22 protein-coding genes are annotated in these 21699 nt (G+C 66.5%); 7 read left to right on the forward strand and 15 right to left on the reverse strand.

The features are described from left to right. Nucleotides 1-29: 29 nt before the first annotated feature. From ACR9ZJ_RS00400 to ACR9ZJ_RS00440, 9 genes are all read right to left on the reverse strand, one after another. Nucleotides 30-845, reverse strand: coding sequence for an SAM-dependent methyltransferase (locus ACR9ZJ_RS00400; protein WP_481286464.1), 816 nt, complete (start codon nt 843-845; stop codon nt 30-32). A 32-nt stretch (nt 846-877) separates the two neighbouring features. Beyond that, entirely contained in the window at nt 878-1063 is a 186-nt protein-coding gene (locus ACR9ZJ_RS00405; RefSeq protein ID WP_481280360.1) for a hypothetical protein, read from the reverse strand. Next, nucleotides 1060-2175: a PepSY-associated TM helix domain-containing protein gene (locus ACR9ZJ_RS00410; protein WP_481286465.1), complete on the reverse strand. Its 1116-nt coding sequence runs from the start codon at nt 2173-2175 to the stop codon at nt 1060-1062. The genes ACR9ZJ_RS00405 and ACR9ZJ_RS00410 overlap by 4 nt, the downstream gene beginning before the upstream one ends. Continuing rightward, nucleotides 2169-4598, reverse strand: a complete 2430-nt coding sequence (locus ACR9ZJ_RS00415) for a TonB-dependent siderophore receptor (RefSeq protein ID WP_481286466.1) — start codon at nt 4596-4598, stop codon at nt 2169-2171. The genes ACR9ZJ_RS00410 and ACR9ZJ_RS00415 overlap by 7 nt, the downstream gene beginning before the upstream one ends. 83 nt (nt 4599-4681) lie before the next feature. Next, on the reverse strand, nt 4682-5659 hold the full coding sequence (locus ACR9ZJ_RS00420; protein ID WP_481286467.1) for a FecR domain-containing protein: 978 nt from the start codon (nt 5657-5659) through the stop codon (nt 4682-4684). 7 nt (nt 5660-5666) lie between these two features. Next, the gene (locus ACR9ZJ_RS00425; RefSeq protein ID WP_481286468.1) at nt 5667-6170 is read right to left on the reverse strand and encodes a sigma-70 family RNA polymerase sigma factor; all 504 of its coding nucleotides are present in this window, start codon (nt 6168-6170) and stop codon (nt 5667-5669) included. A 175-nt stretch (nt 6171-6345) separates the two neighbouring features. Further along, complete coding sequence (locus ACR9ZJ_RS00430) at nt 6346-6654, reverse strand: DUF3247 family protein (protein ID WP_481280355.1); 309 nt, start codon at nt 6652-6654, stop codon at nt 6346-6348. Between the two features lie 120 nt (nt 6655-6774). Then, the gene (locus ACR9ZJ_RS00435) at nt 6775-7281 is read right to left on the reverse strand and encodes a YciE/YciF ferroxidase family protein (protein WP_481280354.1); all 507 of its coding nucleotides are present in this window, start codon (nt 7279-7281) and stop codon (nt 6775-6777) included. Nucleotides 7282-7370: 89 nt separating this feature from the next. Further along, nucleotides 7371-7628: a hypothetical protein gene (locus ACR9ZJ_RS00440; RefSeq protein WP_481286469.1), complete on the reverse strand. Its 258-nt coding sequence runs from the start codon at nt 7626-7628 to the stop codon at nt 7371-7373. Nucleotides 7629-7838: 210 nt separating this feature from the next. Here ACR9ZJ_RS00440 and ACR9ZJ_RS00445 point away from each other — a divergent pair, with 210 nt between their 5' ends. Beyond that, nucleotides 7839-9485: an ABC1 kinase family protein gene (locus ACR9ZJ_RS00445; protein ID WP_481280352.1), complete on the forward strand. Its 1647-nt coding sequence runs from the start codon at nt 7839-7841 to the stop codon at nt 9483-9485. A gap of 34 nt (nt 9486-9519) precedes the next feature. On the opposite strand, the gene ACR9ZJ_RS00450 is transcribed toward ACR9ZJ_RS00445, so the two are convergent. Beyond that, nucleotides 9520-10029: a ferritin-like domain-containing protein gene (locus ACR9ZJ_RS00450; RefSeq protein ID WP_481280351.1), complete on the reverse strand. Its 510-nt coding sequence runs from the start codon at nt 10027-10029 to the stop codon at nt 9520-9522. Between the two features lie 192 nt (nt 10030-10221). On the opposite strand from ACR9ZJ_RS00450, the gene ACR9ZJ_RS00455 reads away from it, so the two are divergent. Both ACR9ZJ_RS00455 and ACR9ZJ_RS00460 read left to right on the forward strand, forming a co-directional pair. Further along, complete coding sequence (locus ACR9ZJ_RS00455) at nt 10222-11112, forward strand: manganese catalase family protein (protein ID WP_481286470.1); 891 nt, start codon at nt 10222-10224, stop codon at nt 11110-11112. 169 nt (nt 11113-11281) lie between these two features. Then, a complete protein-coding gene (locus ACR9ZJ_RS00460; RefSeq protein ID WP_481286471.1) occupies nt 11282-12610 on the forward strand; it encodes a sigma-54-dependent transcriptional regulator in 1329 nt (442 codons plus the stop codon). Between the two features lie 51 nt (nt 12611-12661). On the opposite strand, the gene ACR9ZJ_RS00465 is transcribed toward ACR9ZJ_RS00460, so the two are convergent. Beyond that, nucleotides 12662-13291, reverse strand: a complete 630-nt coding sequence (locus ACR9ZJ_RS00465) for a hypothetical protein (protein ID WP_481286472.1) — start codon at nt 13289-13291, stop codon at nt 12662-12664. Beyond that, nucleotides 13284-14498: a zinc-dependent alcohol dehydrogenase gene (locus ACR9ZJ_RS00470; protein WP_481286473.1), complete on the reverse strand. Its 1215-nt coding sequence runs from the start codon at nt 14496-14498 to the stop codon at nt 13284-13286. The genes ACR9ZJ_RS00465 and ACR9ZJ_RS00470 overlap by 8 nt, the downstream gene beginning before the upstream one ends. Before the next feature lie 168 nt (nt 14499-14666). Between ACR9ZJ_RS00470 and ACR9ZJ_RS00475 the strand changes: the two genes are divergently transcribed. Further along, nucleotides 14667-15215: a cysteine hydrolase family protein gene (locus ACR9ZJ_RS00475; protein ID WP_481286474.1), complete on the forward strand. Its 549-nt coding sequence runs from the start codon at nt 14667-14669 to the stop codon at nt 15213-15215. 292 nt (nt 15216-15507) lie between these two features. Here ACR9ZJ_RS00475 and ACR9ZJ_RS00480 read toward each other — a convergent pair whose 3' ends face one another. Continuing rightward, nucleotides 15508-15666 (reverse strand): pentapeptide repeat-containing protein, encoded by a 159-nt coding sequence (locus ACR9ZJ_RS00480; RefSeq protein ID WP_481286475.1) that lies wholly within the window; start codon nt 15664-15666, stop codon nt 15508-15510. Nucleotides 15667-15827: 161 nt separating this feature from the next. Here ACR9ZJ_RS00480 and ACR9ZJ_RS00485 point away from each other — a divergent pair, with 161 nt between their 5' ends. From ACR9ZJ_RS00485 to ACR9ZJ_RS00495, 3 genes are all read left to right on the forward strand, one after another. Next, the gene (locus ACR9ZJ_RS00485) at nt 15828-16886 is read left to right on the forward strand and encodes an alpha/beta fold hydrolase (RefSeq protein ID WP_481286476.1); all 1059 of its coding nucleotides are present in this window, start codon (nt 15828-15830) and stop codon (nt 16884-16886) included. 20 nt (nt 16887-16906) lie between these two features. Then, nucleotides 16907-17419 (forward strand): cytochrome P460 family protein, encoded by a 513-nt coding sequence (locus tag ACR9ZJ_RS00490; protein WP_481286477.1) that lies wholly within the window; start codon nt 16907-16909, stop codon nt 17417-17419. Nucleotides 17420-17496: 77 nt separating this feature from the next. Next, nucleotides 17497-18339 (forward strand): class I SAM-dependent methyltransferase, encoded by an 843-nt coding sequence (locus tag ACR9ZJ_RS00495; protein WP_481286478.1) that lies wholly within the window; start codon nt 17497-17499, stop codon nt 18337-18339. 1 nt (nt 18340) lies between these two features. On the opposite strand, the gene ACR9ZJ_RS00500 is transcribed toward ACR9ZJ_RS00495, so the two are convergent. Together ACR9ZJ_RS00500 and ACR9ZJ_RS00505 are read right to left on the reverse strand one after the other, a co-directional pair. Next, entirely contained in the window at nt 18341-19504 is a 1164-nt protein-coding gene (locus tag ACR9ZJ_RS00500; RefSeq protein ID WP_481286479.1) for a M23 family metallopeptidase, read from the reverse strand. 64 nt (nt 19505-19568) lie between these two features. Further along, nucleotides 19569-21689 carry a site-2 protease family protein gene (locus tag ACR9ZJ_RS00505; protein ID WP_481286480.1) on the reverse strand — a complete coding sequence of 707 codons (2121 nt, stop codon included), beginning with the start codon at nt 21687-21689 and terminating at the stop codon, nt 19569-19571. Nucleotides 21690-21699 lie beyond the last annotated feature (10 nt).

The raw sequence follows: 21699 nt of genomic DNA on the forward strand, positions 1-21699 counted from the left end.
ACACTGTGACGGCAGTCCCCGGCGTTTCTTTACCGCGCGGGCGACGTGTCCAGCGCGTCCAGGGCGGCCAGCCGCTTCCGGATGGCCAGGTTCGCCTTCAAGGCGACAGCCGGTGGAAGGACCACCGTTTCCTCGGGAGCCAGGGGAACATGCGGCAGGTCGCGCAAGAGGACGCGGCGAATGCCCGGCTTCTGGATGGGGAGCGTCGCTGCGCGGTAGACGATGATTTCGTGGTCCAGTGGATAGTCGTGGCCCAACACGTCCACGAGTACCTGCCGGTAAGACCCGTCCGTGCGGAGCCGTGCCAGCGACCTGTCGCCGACGACACCCACCTGCCATAGCACGAGGTAGGCCGTGGGATCGATGCGGCGCTCATAGAACAGCAACTGGCTGGCCTCGAAGTGCTGGCAGCCGAAGCGGCCCGGGTCGATGCCGAGATCCGCATACAGGCAGTCCTCGGCGGAGATGCCGGGCTCCATGTGCGCGACGAAACCCTCCGCGCGGGCGACCTCGACCGCCTTGTGCGGCGACCAGGCGAAGATGCCCGGATGACCGTAGAAGACGCCGCAGACACGCTTGCCGGCTCGTACCTCGGTCATCATCAGGTCGACCCACTCGCGGTAGGTCGTCATCCGCGACTTGCCTTCCTCGTAATACGGCTGCAGGCTGCGCACGTCGCCGTGCATGCGATGCAGCCACGCCTCCACGATGCCGTCGGACAGCGCCGCGAACACCACGTCCGCTTGCTCGATATGGCTGCGGGCCAGCGGCGTCAGGTGGGAGCCCAGGGTCATGCCCATGCCGACGCATGCGAGACTTCCGCGCTGTGACTGCGATGTATTCATCGCGCGATAGTAGGCCAATTCATGGGCGGTGGTTACTTCCGCCCTGCCCTCAGTTTCCAGCCGATGACGGCGATCGGCACGGCCAGGGCGATCCACGCCGCGATGCGAAAGAACGCGTTGTTACCTAGTAACGCCATGAACAGGCCGGCGAGCGTCAGCATGGCCATCGCGGCAGGCCATCGCCATACGCCCCCGCGCGATCCGGGTCGATGGTTCATGCGGTCGCTCCGTCACCGCGAGGACGCTTGCGACGCTCGCGCCAGAGGTACAGGCCCGTCACCAGGACGGCGATCGTGAACAGGTCGAAGGCCGCCCAGAGCAGCTTCAGGGGCAAGCCGCCGTAGTCGCCGAAGTGCAAGGGGCGCGACAGTTCCAGGGCGCGCAGGTACCACGGTAGCCCGCGTGCGTCGGTCACCTCGCCGCTTTCCACCTCGACCAGCACCGGGGTCAGCAAGCGCGAGGTGAGTGGCGTTTCGCCCTGCATCCAGATCATGTAGTGGTGCGGGCTGCCGTAGGCGGAGTATGGAAAGGCCACGCTCTCCGGACTCGTGCCAGGCACCGCGTGCCGCGCGGCGGCCACCGCCGTGTCGAGCGACACCAGCGGAACGAGCATGGGCTTGTCGTGCCACGGAGCCAGCATCTCCGCCAGGCGGCCCGTGCGCCAATAGGCGAACAAGGGATCGGCCAACGTGTTCACCACGCCGGTGACACCGACCACGAGGGTCCATGCGAGAAGCACGATGCCGAGCAGGTTGTGCAGGTCGAGCCACTTCGCGCGTTTCGACCGGTTCCGGCGGATCTCGCCAAACCCGGCCTTTTGGGTGAACGGCCCGTAGATCAGCACGCCGGAGACGACGGAGACCACGAACGACATACCCATGACGCACAACAGCAGCATGCCGGGCAATCCCGCGAACAGCTCGCGGTGGAAGGCCAGCAACCATTGCGTGACCCGCGCGCGTTGCCGGGGTTCGTCCAGCACGACCGCCGTTCGGGCGTCGATGGACAAGACGTGGTAACCGCCCAACGCCGACCGTGGCTCCTTCGCCATGTACACCATCACCGTATGCGGGCCGCCCTGCTTCCACGACATCGCCTGGATGTATTGGCCCGGGTAGCGCGCCTGTGCGGAAGCGACGATCTTCGCCAGGGGAGCATCGGGCGTGCCATCGGGCTGACGTGACGCCGGTACCGAGGGTGCGGCCCAGGCGTCGATTTCCTCGTGGAACACCAGTGGCAGTCCGGTGATGCAAAGGACCAGCAGGAACAACGTGCAGGCGAGGCTGGTCCAGCTGTGCACCCGCGTCCACGAACGGAAGTTCCTCACCATGCGTATGCCACCGTCGCCATCACGTTGCGGCGAAGCCCCCAGCGGCAGCCGATGGCCGCGCAGTACGACACGTAGCGCTTGTCCAGCAGGTTCGCGGCGTTCACCGCGAGACGCCAGCCGTCGAGATCGGGGTTCAATCGTCCTAGGTCGTAACGCAGCATGGCGTCGACCGTGGTGTACGAGGGCATGGTCACCGTGTTGGCCGTGGTGGCGTATGCCTTGCCGGTCCAGCGCACGCCACCGCCGAGGCCGAGTCCGGCCAGCGAGCCGCCGCGAACGGTGTAATCGAGCCATGCGGAAGCCTGGTGCGCAGGTACGTCGGCCTGGTGGTTACCCTGGATGGCGGTCGTGGCGCGGGTGATCTCGTTGTCGAGATAGCCATAGGACGCGCGCAGGTTGAGCCCCTGCGCAAGGCTCGCCGTGCCGGACAACTCGATGCCACGCGAGCGGACCTCGCCGGTCTGGATGTTGAAGTTGACGTTGGCCGGGTCCGCCGTGGAAACGTTCTGCTGGGTGAGTTCGTAGGCCGACAACGCAAGGTACGCATCGACACCACGAGGCTGGTACTTGATGCCGATCTCCTTCTGCCGTCCCGTCGTCGGCACGAAGGCCTGGCCGTGGGCGTCCGTGCCGAGGGTCGGCTGGAACGAAGTGGAGACGCTGGCATAGGGAGCCAGCCCGTTGTCCAACAGGTAGGTGACGCCGGCCCGCCAGGTGGTCGCATGGTCGGTCTGCCGGGTCCAGGTGTTCGCCACGTGGTTGTCGTTGTCGCTGCGCGAGGCGTCCCGGCGTGCGCTCAGCATCACCGACCAACGGCCGGCACGTATCTGGTCCTGCGCATAGACGCCGAGCTGGCCCTGCCCCTGGCTCGCGTCCTGGAACCGCGGCGGCACCACGATCGCCTGGCGGTAATCCGGATGCAGGATATCCAGCGTGGGCGCGCCACCGTAGCGGGTGAAGTTGTCCCAGAGGATTCGTTGCACGTCCGCGCCGAGCAACACCGTGTGCTTGATCGAGCCGGTATCGAAGCGCGCTTCCCACTGGTTGTCGAGGTTGAGCGTGCGCAGGCGCTCGTCCGACATATAGGTCTGCCGGTTGAGGGTGCGTAGGTCCGCTCGCAGGTTGAGTCCCTGCACGGAATCGTAATTCGTGGTGTTGCGCGCCACGCGGAAGTTCTGGCGGAAACGCCAGGTCTCGTCGAACACATGCTCGAACTCGTAGCCGAGCTGGTATTGCGTACGCTTGAACGATTCGAAGCCGGTGTCGCCGGTATAGAAATCGCGTGGAATGCGCCCGTTGGGATTGGGCAGCAGGGTCCCTTGGTAAGGCAGGATCGACCACACGCCGCCATCCGGGTCGTGCAGATAGCTGGCGAGGATCGTGAGACGGGTCCGGTCGTCGGGTTTCCAGGTGAGCGCGGGCGCGATCGCCACGCGCCGCTCCTTGGTATGTTTCGCGTCCAGGTCGGTGTCCCTGACCACGCCGGTGAGCCGGTACGACCAGTGGCCGCTGCCAGCGAGCGGTCCGCCTAGGTCGACATTGGCCTGGCGCCGGGACGATGTACCGAACTGCAACTGCACTTCATGCAGCGGCGTATCCGTCGGACGCTTGCTGACCACGTCGATGATGCCGCCCGGCGATGCCTGGCCGTACAGGACGGACGCGGGCCCTTCCAGCACCACCGCGCGTTCCATGAGGTACGGCTCCACCTTCGGCACCGCCCAGGTACCGGCGAGCAGTTTCAGGCCGTCCAGGTATTGATCCAGGGCAAAGCCGCGGGCGCTGATGCTGTCCAGGCGGTCGTCGTTGTCGTCGCTGATGGTCACACCGGGTGCGTAACGCAACACGGCGCGCAAGGTCTGGGCTTGTTGCGCTTCGATCTGTTCACGACTGATGACGGAAATCGTCTGCGGCAGTTCGATCAGAGGCATGTCCGTCTTCGCGCCCGTCGACGTGCGATGCGCGACGTAGCTCCCCGCGTTCGCCACGACACGCGTCTCGTCCAGCATGACGGAACGTCGCGTGCCGGCACCCGCATTGGTAGCGGGTCTGGGCACGCTTGTGGAAACGATGTCGGCGCGACGCAGGACATAGCCGCCATCCGGCTGCGCCGCCGCTTCCAGTCCCGTCCCCCGCAGCAACGCCCGCAACGCCTCGTCCGTGTCCATCGTGCCCTCGACGCCGGCACTGCGCAGGTTGCGTGTCAATTCGCTCGTGTACGACAGCAGCACGCCCGCCTGGCGGCCGAACCGGTTCAAGGCCTGGTCGAGCGGACCCGCGGGCACGGTCCAGCGTGGCGTGGTGTTGGCATCCTGCGCCCAGGCACCCGCGGCCGGCACGAAGGAGGCGACGGCCGCGCCCAGGCAGAGGGAGGCGACCGCGCGGGCGAGCGGCGACGGCCGTGGGGTGGAACGTTGGGTCATGGGGGATTCCGGAGAACATCGAAGACGATTGCCTTCTATGTCACGCGAGAATCGAAAACGGACCACTCCAGGCCGGCGGTCGCTCAGGCGGCACGGGGAACGACGCGCACCCAGTAGTGGGTGCGGTAATGGACGGCCACCGGCAGGCTCTTCTCGAGGATCGCCAGGATGCGGTCGGTATCGGCCAGGGGATACGTGCCGGATACCAGCACGCCGGCGACCGCGGGATCGCAGGCGACATGGCCGGGCCGGTAGCGGGCCAGTTCCGCCACGAAATCGGCCAGCGGCATGTCGCGCACCACGAGCATGCCGTCCAGCCACGCGGTGTCGTTCTCGTCGGCGGGAACGAGCGGCGAGATCGCCGAACCGGTGAAGCGTGTTCGTTGTCCGGCAGGGATGATTCGCGGATGGGCCGCCTCGCGCGTGTCGACTTCCACCGATCCGGAATAGACCGCGACACGCGTGGCGTCATCGTCGAGGCGCACGCTGAACCGCGTGCCCAAGGGGCGCAGGCGGCCGTGTTCCGTCTCGATCCCGAAGGGACGTGTGTCGCCGGGCGGATGTCCGGTGGTCACCATGATCTCGCCACGCACCAGGCGCAGCATGCGTCGCCCTCCATCGAAGCGCACGTCGATGGCGCTGTCGGTGTTGAGCACCACCTGCGTCGCGTCGGGAAGCACGACGGTGCGTCGTTCGCCCGGCCCGGTGCGCGCGTCTGCGATCCACGCCTGCCATGGCACGCGGCGCCCGGCGATCCATCCCGCACCACCGACGGCGGCAAGAAGGCCTAACGTCTTCAGTGCACGGCGGCGGCCGGGCGAATCCGGCGCGGAGAGGACCGCATGTGCCAGTGGCGTGGGGACGGTGTGCAGGCGACCGTTCGTGGCTTCGATACGCTGCCACGCACGCAGGTGGTCGGGATGCGCACGCAGCCAGCGTTCCCACGCCTGGCGGGTGGCATCGCCTGCTCCTTCCGACTGCAGCTCGACCATCCATTCGACCGCCTGCCGGGCGATGGCCGGCGCGATGCGCGTCGTCGGTTCGGAGGCGGCGGAAGACACGATGGCGTCAGTCTTCGGGGAAGTAGCACTGCTGGCCCGCGCGCACGATGTAGCGCTTGACCGTGGTGACGGAGACGCGTAGCTCGGCGGCAATGGCGGCATGACCCAGGCCGTCGAGCTGGCTGAGCAGGAAGGCACGGCGAACCGGCCGCGGCAGGCCATCCAGGCGCCGGGCGATCTCAAGCAGTGTCTCGAGCACCATGGCCTGCACTTCGGGCGAAGGCACGGAGGATTCCGGCAACGAACTCAATGTTTCCAGCCATGCCCTCTCCACGTCCTGGCGCCGGTAGTGGTTGGCCAGTACCCGCTGCGCGATCGTGGTGAGGAAGGCGCGTGGCTCGCGGACGACAATCGCCTCGGGTTTCGAGAGAATCCTGACGAAGGTGTCCTGGGCGAGATCATCGGCGTGCGGGCCGCCGCCCAGCCGGCGGCGCATCCATCCGAGCAACCACCCGTGGTGGTCGCTGTAGAGGTCGTCGACGGTGCGATGGATGCTTTGGACCGAAGCCATGGTGAAAATAATGCGAATGGTTCGCATTAGCGCATATCGCCGGCGAGGAGGCAAGACGCCCCTCCCGTTCAGCGACATCAGCGCGATCACGGACGTCCGACGTACGGCCGCCGTGCACCCAACATCGCGGGGGCACCGGCGGAACTCCGACCATCGGCACCGGTACGGTCACCGATCACGCTTTCGATGACCCCGTGGTCACCGAATCGAGGTGCTCGACGCGCATGATGTCGCCCAGCCAGACCAATGCGCTCCACTGGGGTTTTCGCGGATCAACGAGCTTCACGGTGCCGTTGATGCCCTCCTGGTCGTCCGCGGTCTTGAACACCTGGATCGTCGGCGTGACCGCGACGACGCCTTCCACAGGGTCGCCCACCACGAGATGCAAGCGTACACGCGCATTGACGGCGAGTTCGTCGACGACGCACTCGATACGTTGGATGTCGCCTGGTTCGCTGAATACGGTTCGTGCGATGCGCCCCATGGGTTCCACCTCCTCTCTCCAACGTTGCGGATCGGATTCCGCCAGCGTCCCGGCTGCGCGCCTCCGCCCCTGCGGTCTCCCTTCGGAGCACCGCGGGGGCGTGAGGTCTCGGTTGAAAGATCAGGCGGCTTTCGATTTCTCCGCGGCGCGCTGGTTGCCCGCCTGCTCGGCCAACATCGTCAGTTTCTCGTCGGTCGCCTTTTCTTCCTTGAGCGTGGCCTGCAGCAAGGGCAACGCGTCCTCGTAGCCGAGTTGTTTCGCGATCGCCGAAAGCGTGCCGTACGAGGCGATCTCGTAATGCTCGACCTTTTGCGCGCCGCCAATGAGAGCCGCATCGCGCAATGCGCCGGCTTCGACTTCCTCGATCACTTCCTTGCCTTCCTCCACGAGGCCTTCCATCGCCGCGCACTTGATGCGCTTGAGCCGGATGCCGAGCGCGTCGACGATTTGGTCGATGCGTTCCACCTGCCCCTGGGTTTCCTCCAGATGGGTCTCGAATGCCTGTTTCAACTCGGGCGCCGTAGCGGCACGGGCAAGGCGCGGCAAGGCCTTGGTCAGTTGCTTCTCCGCGCTGTAGATATCCGAGAGCTCATGAATGAAGAGGTCTTCGATCGTTTTTACCGCCATGGTGATCTCCGCGCTGGTTGGAAAGCATCCATGCTAGGGAGGGACTTGTCATGCGATCAGATGCATCGCGTGAATGCCCCGAATACGTGCTACGCCTCGACGCCACCGGGAACGAAAGCATCGACGGATTCCCAGGCGCCGTTGTCGCCTTCGACCTTCAGGCGAACCCGGCGGCCGGTCCGGCGACCGAGACTGTCGGCCAGCCGCAGCGCATGCCGGAAACACTCGTCTTGCGTGGCGAACGTGCCCATGCGATGGGTATCGTGGAAGACCTCCCAGGGAAAGACGTTGTTCCGCTGGGCAAGGGGGAGATAAAGCATGATGGGGGTATGTGTTTCGTTGTCCATGCCGCCTTGCATTCAAACCTCGTGCCAACGCCCGGGTGTCGGTGAAAGCATGGAAGCACGCGCCCCGGGACAGGCGAATCGCCACCCGGGGCGGCAAGAGTTTCCTGCGGAGGGTGGTAACTCTTACACGGGGGCGTCCACCGTGGCATCACCAGCGACGCGGAAGATGGGACGCCACGGCGCGGCATCCGCGTCCTCGTGGAGACTCCCATGCTGGCATCGACCCGGCGGTACAGGCAGATCGCTTCCTTCGTCCTTAAATACCGACGCGCCGGCGTGCTTCGTTCGCCGACGGACCCGATGGCGACGGCACCCGAACGCGACACGGCCTCCCCGGAGCAGTTCGCGCGGGACATCGAATCGCTGGGGCCGGCGTTCATCAAGCTGGCCCAGGCGCTCTCGACGCGGCCCGACCTCGTCGCCCCGCCCTACCTCGTGGCCTTGCAACGCATGCAGGACGCCGTCGTCGAAGTGCCCGTGCGCGCGATCACAGCCCTGGTCGAACAGGAATTGGGCGCACCGGTGTCGACGCTCTACGCGGACTTCGACGAAAAACCCCTCGCCGCCGGATCACTCGCCCAGGTCCATGCCGCTCATCTTCTGGACGGCACCCGCGTGGCGGTCAAGGTACAGCGTCCCGGCATCGAAGCGGACGTGGCTTCGGACCTCGATCTCCTGGCCAGGGTGGCGCGGCTAGCGGAAGGCTATACCGACGCCGGGCGCAGGCTCGGCATCGAAGACTGGGTCGCCGCCCTCCGCGACGCACTGGCGGAGGAACTGGATTTTCTCGCCGAGGCGGACAATCTCGACGCGCTCGGCCGCGTCTTCGCGCTTTATCCGTCACTGACGGTACCGAAGCCACACCGCAGGCTAAGCACCCATCGCGTGCTCACCATGGACCTGATCAGCGGGCGCAAGGTGGCGCCAGGGACGGCGGGCGCCGACCAGGGACGCGTGCTCGGCGAGGCACTGATGCGTGCCTACCTCGACCAGGTGTTCGCGCAGGGCCGCGTCCATGCCGATCCGCATCCGGGCAACGTGTTGATCGACGACGACGGGCGACTCGCGGTGATCGATGCCGGCATGATCACCTACCTGTCGCGGACGGCACGGGTCACCCTGCTGCGGATCATGTTGCATGCGATCAACAGTGACGGTGACATCGTGGCCGACCTGTGCGAGTCGATGGGGAGGCGCCTGCCCGACTATGACCGGCAGCGTTACCGCCGCGCCGTGCGCAGCCTGGTCGGCCGTTATGCGGCCCGTGGCGAAGACCGCGCCTTTGCCGAAGGCTCGCTGCTGCTGGACCTCACCTCGCGGGGTGCGGAATGTGGCTTGCAGCCGCCACCGGAACTGAGCGTGCTGGGCAAGACGCTGATCAACCTCGAAGCGACACTCTGCGCGCTCGATCCTTCCTTGCCCACGCGGCGGATCGTCGAGGAACAGCTGGAGTCGCTGCTCGTGAAGCAATTCGGCGACCATGCCTCCAAGACCGGCGTCGCCGCCATGGCGCTCGATGTCTACGCGTTGGGTCACGGGGTGCCATCGAAGTTGTCCCGCTTCGTCGATACGCTGGCGGACAACGACCTGCGTATCCGCGTCGACGGGCTGGAGGAGTCGCACCTGATCGAAAATCTGCAAAAGATCGCCAACCGCATCAGCGTCGGCCTGATCTCTTCCGCGTTGATCGTCGGCGCCGCGCTGCTCACGCGCAACGGCGCGCACGACTTGCCGACATGGGCAGCGGTGCTGTTCGGCCTGGCCGCCCTGCTCGGTCTTGCGCTGATCGTGAACGCGTGGCGGGTCGACCGCGTGGCGACGCGCAAGGGCACCATTCGGCGCGCGGGGCACGGCTAAGGGAACGCCGGAAGGCGAGTCGCATCGCCCTCCCTCAGCGCTTCGCCTCGACATCGGGAGTGGCGTCGCGCACCAGGAATTCCTCGGTCAGCTCGGGCAGGTGGTCGAGCACCCATTTCGCCATGGCCTGTTCCTGCGGCAGGATCTGCTCGCACGTGCGCTGGGTTTCGGTGTCGCCCACCGTCCTGGCCGCCGCGATCAACGCCGTATAGGTGGCGATCTCCAGGTTCTCGAACACGTAACTGGAAATCGCACCCTTCACGATCTCGTCCGAATTGGTCATCCCGCCCACCGCCTGGCCGAACGCCATCACCTTGCCCATCAGGTCCTTCATGCCCGAGGTACTGCCGCCGAGCCGTTCGATGCATGCCTTCAACAAGGCCTGCTGGCCAAGGGTTTCCTCCAGGTGCTGCTCGATGCGTTGCTTCACCGCGGGGTAGTGCTCGATCCGGCCAGCCTGTGCCCTGAGCATCTGCTCCGCTTGCTGCTCCATCGCGTGGGCGTCGCGAAGCCAGTCGAGCAGGTTCTCTTTCAGTTCGGCCATGATGGTGCTCCTTGTCGAGGGAGGCCCATCGTCGCGGACCATCGGTGGACGCCGGAGCGATGAAGCGTGATGTCCCGATGACGGATCGGCCTGCCGGTTCAGCAGCGTGCAATCGCCCTCACGCATGCTGACCTCGTGCTGCACCTCGCATTGGAAAAGATGGCGGCTCCGCCAGCCAGGAGCGAAGCCAGCATGTTCAACCACAACAAGCGTCTCCAGTACACCGTGCGCGTCAGCGAGTCCAACCCCGGGCTTGCCAACCTCATGCTCGAGCAGTTCGGCGGGCCGCAGGGGGAACTCGCCGCGGCCATGCGTTATTTCACCCAGGCGCTTGCCGAGGAAGATCCGGGTCGCAAGGACATGCTGCTCGACATCGCCACGGAGGAACTCAGCCACCTCGAGGTCATCGGTTCGATCGTGGCCATGCTCAATCGCGGCGCCAAGGGCCTGCTCGCGGAAACGGTGGACCAGCAGGCGGAGATGTTCCGCGCGCTGCAAGGCGCCGGTAACGACAGTCATGTCACCCAGGTGCTGTATGGCGGCGGCCCTGCCCTGGTGAATTCGGCGGGCGTGCCATGGACCGCCGCCTACGTCGACTCGATCGGCGAGCCCACGGCCGACCTGCGCTCCAACATCGCCGCCGAGGCCCGGACGAAGATCGTCTACGAGCGGCTCATCAATGTCACCGACGATCCCGGCGTGCGCGACGCGCTCACCTTCCTCATGACCCGGGAGATCTCGCACCAGAAGTCGTTCGAGAAAGCCCTGTATTCGATGGACAAGAGTTTCCCGCCGGGCAAGCTGCCGGGCGATCCGCGCTTCAGCGACACCTACGTGAACACCTCACGCGGCGAAGGCGACCGCGCGGGCCCCTGGTGCGAAGGCAAGGCCTTCAGCGAAGTCATCACGCCGACCGAAGACAGCCTGCCGGTGGACGGGGGCGACGGCCACGCCGACGTGGAGCTCACGGCGGAAGAACGCACCGCCGTGGATGCGTTCGCCATCCGTGGCAAGTCCGATCCCACGCGCGATCCGGTGACCGGCGCCGACCTGGGCACGCTCGGCCAGGACCCCGGCCGGTAACGGGGCGGTACCACCCGGGTCATGCGTCCCGCATGACCCGGGCTGGCAGGGGAAGGATCGTCGTCCGCCGCATCGCTCCGCACGGAACCTTGACCGGTTCATCACGATGAAGGCCCCACGTTGTCGTTCTTGCAACCTCTTCACCTTCCCGACGAACGACATGGTAGCCATGCCCGCAGGTAGCCTGCTGATCCTCGACGATGACCGCCCATTCGCCGAACGGGCCAGCGAATTCGCGCGGGAGGTGGGATTCGAAGCCCATCCGGTGATGACACTGGGCGAGGCCGTCGAAGCCGCCGGAATGCACAGGTTCGACTGCGCGCTGGTGGACATAGGGCTACCCGACGGCTGTGGCCTGGAGTTGCTGTCGGAACCCCGCCTCGTCGACACCCGCAAGATCGTCATGAGCGGCAACGCCGCGCTGGCGAACTGGGCGGGAAAGAGCGTGCCGGGCACGCTGGGCGTCCTGACCAAGCCTTTTCGCTTCTCGGCCTTCCGCGAACTGCTCGCACAGGCCCCGAAGACCCGCTCCATCACGGTAGCTACCGATCCTCGTGGTCGCTTGCTGGGCGATTCCCCGGCCATGTGCGCCGCGTTGCAGGAACTGCATGCGGTCGCACCGAGCCGGTTCCCGCTCCTCCTGCATGGGGAGAGCGGTACGGGAAAGGAGCTGGCGGCGCGCCTGGTGCATGACCGTAGCGGCCGCACGGGCCGTTTCGTCGCGATCAACTGCGCCACGCTCGCACCCGACCTGCTGTCGAGCCAGCTGTTCGGCCACCAGCGCGGCAGCTTTACCGGCGCCGTGGAAAACCATGCGGGACTCATCGCCCAGGCCGACGGCGGCACGCTGTTCCTCGACGAGATCGCGGAAGCACCGCACGGCGTGCAGGCGGCCCTGCTCCGCTTCCTCGAGTCCGGCGAGATCACTCCGCTCGGCGGTCGCTCGCCGCGCAAGGTGGACGTGCGCCTGGTCGCGGCGACCAATCGGGTACCACGCGACGCGGTGGCCGAAGGCCGTTTACGCGCGGACCTGTATTTCCGCGTGGCCGGCTATGAACTCCGGATGCCTGGCTTGCGCGAGCGTCCACAAGACGTGGAGGTCATCGCGCACGGCATCCTGGACGAATTGAATGCGGAATACGGTACGGCCAGGCGTTTCGCGGTCCGCGCCTTCGACGCCTTGCAGGGTTACGCATGGACTGGCAACGTGCGCGAACTGCGCCAGGTCGTCCAGCGGGCGTACCTCCAGGGCGGCGACCTGCTCGTGCTGCAGCGGCCGGTCGAGTCGCTGGTGGCCATGCCGGACGCCGGGCCCGCGACGGGCACCCTCGCCGATATCGAACGAGAAGCGATCCTGCGCGCGCTGGCCGCGTGCAAGGGCGATCGCACGGCGGCGGCGCGGCGGCTGGGGATCAGCACCAAGACGATCTACAACAAGCTTGCCCGGTACCGTGGCGCGCCGCCCGGCCTGTCCACGCCCCGATTCCGGGACACATGAGGAAAATATGCGCGTCATCCGGATCGACGGGCGGATCTCTACCCAGGGAAGCTAGGCGATCGGCAGGATGACCCGGACGATCGTATCGGTGGCCGCCGCGATCACCAGGCGGCCGCCATGGCGGGCGGAGATTTCGCTGGCCGTCCACAGATGCAGGCTGCGATCCGATTCGAACGGTTGCCTTTCCTCCGCGACCGGATCGCCGCCCACGCCGGCCAAAGACAACAGGCATTCCCCGCCAGCCACGGTACCGGTGAGCGTCACGGCATTCGCATGCGTTTCCTTGGCCAACAGGGCGAGACGCCGCATCAGTGCCGTCAAGGCCGCCGCAGGCACCGACACGGACGGCGACAGGCCGCGATAGTCGACGGCGACGTCCTCTTCGCCCAGTCCCGCCAGGGCCTCCGCGAGACTCTCGCGCGGGCTACCGTGTTTCCCACCTTCCTCGGCGATATCGGCCATCGCGGAAAACACGGAACGGAAGTGGCGGCCGAAGGTGTCGAAGTCGCGAAGCAGCGCGGCGACCGCGTCCTGGGCCTGCGGAACCTTGTCCTGGCGCAGGTAATGGTCGATCAGTTCCGCCCGCAACAGCAGGCTTCCCAGCGGCGTGCTAAGTGCATGCCCGGCTTCGCGACGGAAGCCCGCTTCCCCGAGCGTGCGCGGCGTTTCCTGGTCAGCCATTCCGGCCCTCGGCCGGGGAATGGCCCGGCAGCAATTCCACCTTGATCCAGCCGGGCCGCCGCTGGTCGAACGCTTCGTACGCATCGATCGCTCCGGCCAGGGGTTCCCGCTGGGTCAATATCCGTGTCGGCACCACCTGCCCCGAGCGCACCAGCTCCACGAGCATGGGCACGTACTTGCGGTGGTTGCAGTTGCCCATGCGGATGGTGAGGTTCTTGTTCATGGCGGCGCCGATCGGGAACAGGTTGTCCGTGGGTGGATACACGCCGATGATCGATACGGTTCCCGCCTTGGCCACCATCTCGACCGCCCATGCCAGCGCCTGCATCGGCGCATCGCCGGCTTCCCATGCGGGACCATCGGTCTTGGCCGCGGGCGATGCGTCCCTTGCCTCGCCCGGCGCGGGCTTTCCCGCGGCCGGCCCCTCGTGCGCATGCTGGGCGTCCACGCCGACCGCGTCAATCACCGCGTCCACGCCGATGCCGCCGGTCAGCCGCTTCACCGTCTCCACGGGGTCTTCGCGGCTGAGATCCACCGTTTCCGCGCCTTGTGCCCGCGCCATCGCAAGGCGGTCCTCATGCTGGTCGATGGCGAAGATACGACCGGCACCCAGCAGCTTCGCCGAGGCGATGGTGAACTGTCCGACCGGGCCGCAGCCGAGGACGGCCACGGTATGCCCTGGCTCGATATCCGCCATGTCCGCGCCGAAATAGCCGGTGGGGAAGATGTCGGAGATGAGGATGGCTTCGTCGTCGCTCACCTCATCCGGCAGCTTCACCAGGTTGACGTTGGCGAATGGCACGCGGACCTTCTCCGCTTGCATCCCGTTCAGTCCGCCGGCCTCTTTCGGGCCACCGTAGAACGCCGTGCCGGGTCCATTGGGATTGGCGTTGTCGCACTGCGCGTAGTAACCGGCCCGGCAGTAGGAACAATAGCCGCAGGCGACGGTCGAAGGCACGACGACACGGTCGCCGACTTCGAGGTTGCGCACGCCGTCTCCGAGCGCCTCGACCACGCCCACGCCTTCGTGCCCGAGGATGGTCCCGGGCTCGACGCCCGCCATCGTTCCACGAATGAAGTGCAGGTCGGTTCCGCAGATAGCGGACGAGGTAAGGCGCACGATGGCGTCGGTATCGGATTCGATGGAAGGCTCGGGTACCTCGTCGAGCCGGATGTCGCCTATGGCGTGGAATACGACGGCTTTCATGGGTTCACTCCGCGTGTCGGCAAGGCCACGACGGTAGGCCATCGGGCGTGAAGGCTGCACGGGCGCCATGTCGATGGCGTGCGCATGAGGGATGACTATCACGCGCCGTTTGCGGGAACGCGCTCATCCTGGTCGGCAATATCGGCGCTAGCATCGAGAGAGGCACCCTTGAGCCATTCGCCCGCACTGTTGATCCTGGATGTATTCAATACTTTCGACTTCCCCGGCGGCGACGAGCTCGCCGCGCACACCGTGTCCATCGTCCCTGCCATCGTCGCCCTGCGTGACCGCTTCCACGCGCACGGCGCACCCGTCATCTACGTCAACGACAACTTCAGCCGCTGGCAGGACGGCTTCGATGAACTGGTCGATTTCGTGCGCGGTTCCGAAGGTGCCGGCCGCGAGGTCGCCACCGCGCTGGCTCCCGCGCCCACCGACCTCAAGCTGGTGAAGCCGAGGCACTCGGCGTTGTTCGAGACGGCGCTACCGTCGCTGCTTTCATTCCTCGACGTGCGCCGTCTCGTGGTCACCGGCATCGCCACCGACTCGTGCATCCTCGCCACGGTGCTGGATGCCCACGTTCGTGGCTATGAATCGATCGTACCCGTGGATACGACGGCGGCGCAGACGGAGGAAAGGGTCGAGCGGACGCTCGTCCACCTGCGCGATACATGCGCCATGGAGACGCCGCGCTCGACCTCCATCGTCTTGCCCTGATCGGGTCTCAGCCGCTTTCAACGAGCGACGTCGCGAACATGTGTTTCGAAAGGGGTGTCATCGTGGTCACCCGGTGGTGGAGAGGTTCGCTCGATGTCGCATGGCGGCCATGAAGCACGCGTGGACGCAGGGTGTCGAAACCTTCAGGAGAGCGCATGCCGTGAAGACGAGGACGTGGGACACCGGCCCGCTGCCGCGGGATCGCCGACAAGGTCGGCTCCCACAAAGTCGGCTCCCATAAGGTCTGTTCATCCTTCATGACAGCGGCTTCGCTGCTGCTGTGGGAGCCGCTTCAGCGGCGATGGGTGCTTGCGATGAACTGGCCCGCTGCCGCGGGATCGCCGACAAGGTCGGCTCCCACAAGGTCGGCTCCCACAAGGTCGGCTCCCATAAAGTCGGCTCCCACAAGGTCTGTTCCCACCAGGGCGTGGCAAAGGCCGGTTTCCGACATGAGCCGATGTTTTTTGTATCGCAATGTATCAGGCGACCAAATCGTTACATGCGGTTTCAAAACCACCGGAAGTAGCTGCAATCAATCGCGCGGGGGCCGACTACATTAGGGCGACACGTGGCCGCAACGGTGTGGCCGCTCAACCTGCCAGGAGTCATGCCATGACGGAAGCCGTCGACCAGAAGAGGCGCAGGTGGCTCGGTGCCACCGCGTGGGGAATCGCCGCCGCGCCATTCGTGTTGAATACCTCGACAGTACTGTCCGCCGCCCATGCGGCGCCGGCGGCTCCCGCGAAGAAAACCACCTCCGGAGGCAACGTGACTTCCTTCAAGACGCTGAAGCAGATCAAGGCGGGCAGCCTCGACGTCGGATACGCCGAGGATGGTCCAGCGAACGGCACGCCGGTCATCCTCCTGCATGGCTGGCCCTACGACATCCACAGTTTCGTCGAGGTGGCACCGATCCTCGCGGCCGCCGGATACCGCGTCATCGTTCCCTACCTTCGTGGTTATGGGACGACACGTTTCCTCTCGGCCGAGACACCGCGCAACGGTCAGCAAGCCGCGCTCGCGCAGGACGTGATCGACCTGATGGATGCGCTGAAGATCGATAAGGCCGTCGTGGCCGGCTTCGACTGGGGCGCGCGCACCGCCTGCATCGTCGCCGCGCTGTGGCCGGAGCGGTGCAAGGCCCTCGTCTCCGTGAGCGGCTACCTGATCGGCAGCCAGGAACAGAACCGCGCGCCGTTGCCGCCGAAGGCCGAGCTGAACTGGTGGTACCAGTTCTATTTCGCCACCGAACGCGGCGAGGCCGGATACGCGAAGTACACGCACGACTTCGCTCACCTCATCTGGGAACAGGCTTCGCCGAAGTGGCACTTCGACGACGCGACGTTCCAGCGCTCGGCCAGCGCGTTCGATAACCCCGACCATGTCGCCATCTCGATCCACAACTACCGGTGGCGCCTCGGCGCGGCGAAGGGCGAGGCACGCTACGACGCGCTGGAAGCGAAACTTGCGACCTTCCCGTCCATCGGCGTGCCGACGATCACCATGGAAGGCGACGCCAACGGCGCGCCGCATCCGGATCCGTCGACTTATGCGAAACGTTTCTCGGGCAAGTACGAGCATCGCCTGATCGACGGTGGCGTCGGCCATAATCTTCCGCAGGAAGCGCCGCAGGCCTTCGCCAAGGCGGTCATCGACGTCGCCCGGTCCTGAGACGACAAAGGATCACTTGCATGAAGCCTGTTCATCTCCTGTCGTGTGCCGTCGCGTTCGTGGCATTGTTCGCCCTCGTGGAAGTGTCGGGAGCGAAGGACGACCCGCATCCGCTCTCGGCATCGCCCATCTATGGCGTGACCATTCCCGAGGGATACCGGCAATGGGAACTGATCGCTCCGGCCCTGGAAGACGCCCCGCTCAACGAGTTGCGCGCCGTCGTGGGCAACCAGAAAGCCGTGGACGCGTATCGCCACGCGAACCTGCCCTTCCCCGACGGAACGGTCCTGGTGAAGCTGGCCTGGAAGCGAACGCCTTCGAAAGAGTTCGCCTCGGCGACGGTGCCCGGTGCGGCGACGACCGTGCAGGTCATGGTGAAGGACAGCAAGAAATACGCGTCCACGGGAGGCTGGGGGTTCGGGCGTTTCGTCGACGGCAAGGCTGTCGACGAGGCCCAGCACCGCACCTGCTTCGCCTGCCACCAGGCGCTCGTCCGCGACCACGACTACGTGTTCACCCGCTACGCACCCTGAGTCGCGGGTGACATTTCGGCGACGATTGCCTATCGTTCCTGCCCGCCGTATCGCCGCGGAGCCAGGAGATTCCCTTCGTGTCGCATTACGCCGGTCCGCTGCTTACCCGCCCTGTCGCCGAGGCCCTGACGGCCTCGCGCGACGCCGGCGCGGGCGAATGGACGGGGTCGCTGGACCTGGGCCGCTCGGAAACCAGGGTGTCCCTGCACGAGGACGCCTGGCAATGGCATGAGGCGCTCTATCCGTATCCCGCTCGCCTCAAGGACCGCACGATCTACCACTGGGATGGCGAGGCTTTCGAGCCGGTATCGCGTTTTTCAGGGTCGCTGATCAAGCTGGTGCCCACGGAATGGGGTGCGCCCACCTTCGAGATCGACGGCATCAAGATGCTGCCCACGTCGAAGGAGTCACCGATCGACGATGCGCGGCGCAAGGTGGCGCTGGTGGAGCCGCGCGGCAAGGTGGTGCTCGACACCTGCGGTGGCCTCGGCTACTTCGCCGCTTGCTGCCTGGAAGCCGGCGTGGCCCGGGTGCTTTCCTTCGAGAAGAATCCGGACGTGCTCTGGTTGCGCACGCTCAACCCGTGGTCTCCCGATCCGGACGCTCCCGACGCCGCCGGCAGGCTGCGACTCGGCCATGGCGACGTCACCGAAGCGATCCTCCAGGTGCCCGACGCCTCGGTGGACGCGCTGTTGCACGATCCACCGCGCTTCAGCATCGCCGGCGAGCTGTATTCGCAAGCATTCTACGGACAGCTCACCCGTGTCGTGCGTCGCGGTGGACGCCTGTTCCACTACACGGGCAGTCCCAACAAGCTGACCAGTGGCCGCGACGTGCCGCGCGAAGTCGCAAAACGGCTCGAACACGCGGGCTTCAAGGCGCAACCGGCCCTGGATGGCGTGTTTGCGACGCGTCGTTGAGCTATTTGTCCGGAAAACCCACCACGACTCCATCGAGCGGCAGCTGCGCCTGGCGATGGCTCGGCGGTGCCGCCTTCCATGGATCGCCCTGCCCGAACAGCTGCGCCTCGCTTTCCTCGCCGTAGAGATCGATCCGATCGAAGACATACGGGATGCCTTCCGAGCCCTGGAAGTCCGGTGCGTTCGCCAACTGGAAATGCAGGTGCGGCGCGGCGGAGTTGCCCGACTGTCCCAACCGTCCGATCACCTGGCCACGGCGCACGTGGTCGCCCTTCTTCACCCGCACGCTGCCCTTGGCAAGATGGGCGTAACCGGCGTACTGCCCGGGTCCGATCGACAACACCACGTAGTTGCCGAACAGGCCGTCGGTGGTGAGCGAGGCCGGTTCCGGCTGTGGCTTCAGCGGCGCGTGCTCTTCCTCGCCGTCCCTCGCGCCGGCGACGACGCCATCCGCGACGGCGACGACCTCCGCGCCGTAGCCGATCCAGTCCGCGTACCGTGTCGCTTGCAGGTCCTTCACGCTCGGTTTGATCGCGCGTCCCGACGCATCCACGCCGACGAAATCGATCGCGTAGCGCTGGGGTACGGTCAGGCTGCCGTTGATCGCGACCATGCTGCCCCAGTGATGCGAGCGGAATGCGCCCGGACCTTCATGGGCCAGCCAATGGCCGCCACGAAGGGGCGCACCGATCACCGGCGCCGTCGTCGGCGACACCGCCACCTCGACGCCGTCCACTGCGTAGGCGTGGCCATTCGCCGTCATGTCCACATGGTGCCGCAGATGCTTCGGCACCGGCGTTCCCGCGGGCAGCGTGAGCCATAGATAGACGGTACCGCTCTTGCCGGGATCGACGACGGCGGCGGCACCTTCCTTCGGCACGGGCTTGACGACGGCGGCCAGTCCCGCGCTGTCCAGGTGCAGCAAGGGCTGGCTCGAATCGTCGGCGAAGACGTCCAGGTCGTCGAGGGTCAACGGGCCGGTGTCACCATAGAAATTGGTCAGGTGCAGTTCGTACGCGAAGTGCCTCGCGCCGTCACTGCCGGTGAACACGGTGGGTGCCCACGGTACCCTCGCTTCGACCGGGGCCGGATCGGGCACCGTCCGCGCGTGGAGGCCGGTACCCATCGTCGCTGCCACGCCCGCCACCCATATCCATGCGCGCATTCCCTTCCCCCGTGATGACCGAGCCCGATAGTAGCGGTTCGCAGGCGGGGAAAGACAACCCGGCTCAGCCTTCCTTGCCCAGCCCCGTCTGTTGCAGGAGGATCAGCAACGCGCTGTCGATCCAGCGCCGGGCCAGGCTTTCGCGGCGCCCTTGCATGCGCACGCTGACTCCTTGTTCGGCGTCGAGCGGAGCGGACAGGCCTTCGCCTTCCACGCGCACCCGGTACCAGACGGTCGCCGGGCGCAGTTCCTTCGCCGGTGCCGTCGGATTGAGCGGGATCGGTCCACCGTGGTTCTTCGCCAACAGCAGGCTTGGCAGGTGTTCGAGCGCGCCATCGTCCACCGCCACCACGCGGCCATGCAGCGGTTGCCAATGGCCGTGGCGGTAGACGGTCGCCGAAGCGCCGGGAACGAGCCGGGCCCGGTCCGCCTCCGACACGAGCACCTCCGCCCTCCAGCGCGTACCGCCGACCACGGTCGCGATGCGCGAGCCGGGCGATACCCAGCTGCCCGCCTGCAACGCCGGATCGAGGTCGCGCACGATGCCATCCTCGCTGGCCGTGAGGCGAAGGCGATGCAGTTCCGAGGTGCTGGCGCGACGCTGCACGTCGTACTGGTCGGCCATGCGCTCGGCCACGACCTGCTTGGCCACGCCATCGCGGTCGAGGGCGATGGCACCGCGCGCCGTGGATTCGTAAGCGTCGCGCAGCGCATCGGCCTTCGCCCGTTCGTCCTCGGGTGTCGGCGCGCTGAGTTCGAACAGCAACTGCCCGGCCGTGACATGCGTGCCGTCGGCGACGCTCACGCGTTCCATCCTCGCCGCGAACGGCGTGAACACCGGCTGTTCGAATCCCGCTTCCACGATGCCCTCGGCGGTGATGCTCGCCGACCACGGCACCAGCACGACCAACCCGGCCGCGCCCAGGACGATCAGGCGCCGACGCACGCGCGGCCAACGGATTTCCGCGCGCCGCGTCCACCATATCCGTACTTCGTTGAGCATCGGCCTCACCACGAACGTCACGATTTCCACCAGGAAGAGGATCAGGCCCAGGGCCTTGAAGAAGGCGTGGTAGACGACCACGGCGATGCCCACGAAGAGGGTCAGCCGGTACAGCCAGGTCGCGAACGCGAACACGGTGAGGAAGCCGGCGAAGCGCGGCGAGACAGCGTCCGGCCTGGGATCCTCGATGCCGAGCAGGCGCAGGCGCACCCAACGCTTCGCCCAGCGCCCCGCGCGCTCGTGCAGGCCGGGATAGTCCAGCGCGTCGGCGAGGATGAAATAGCCGTCGAAACGCATGAACGGGCTGGCGTTGACCACCAGCGTGAGCACCCATGCCGTGGTGCCCAGGAAGAAAAGCGCGTTCTTGAAGTTGCCTTCCGGCGCGAACGACCACAAGAGCGTGCACCACGCGGCGAGCACCAGTTCGGCCATGACGCCGGCCGACGCGATGGCCAGGCGTCGACGCGAGCCTTCCAGCTTCCAGCTTTCGCCGGTATCGGTGTACGCCATGGGCCACATGACCAGCAACGCCACGCCCATGTGCCCCACGCGCACGCCGAACCGCGTGGCCATGAAGGCATGGCCGAACTCGTGCCAGCACTTGGAAAAGACCAGCGCGCCGGCGAAGGCGACGACGCCGTCCCAGCTCATCGCGCCACGCAGGTTGGCCTGCACGACATCCCACTGGCGTGCCGCCAGCAGCAGGCCGAGCACGGCCGCGAACAGCGTGGCGACGAGGAATCGCAAGCCGAACATCCAGCTGACGAAGGGCAGCGTGCGGCGCAGGAAGCGTTCCGGGCGCACCAGCGGAATGCGGATGAACAGGTAGTTCTGCAACAACCAGTGCAGCGCCGACGTCCGCCGTTTCGGCATGGCGCCGCGCGTGAGTTGTTGCTGTTGCAGGAAACGCGCGAACTCCAGCACGTCGTCGGCTTCCGGCGTCATCGTGGTGCTGGCGGTAACGGCCTCGGCGATCCGCTGGGGATCGCCCAGCGCCCAATGCTGGAGGAACTCGAACTCGAGCCAGCCGATGCGGAAGAACTGGTTGCGCACGGGATCGGACAGATGCCACGCCGGCGAACCGTCGCGATTGCGCCCGGCGGCGTGGATGTTCAACTCGTCGCGCAAGGCGGGCCACGGCGGCGGCGCGCCCATGCCACCCATCGCAGCCATCGCAGGCATGGCCGACATC

The sequence above is a fragment of the Luteibacter sp. KNZ12-1A genome, assembly GCF_056755675.1.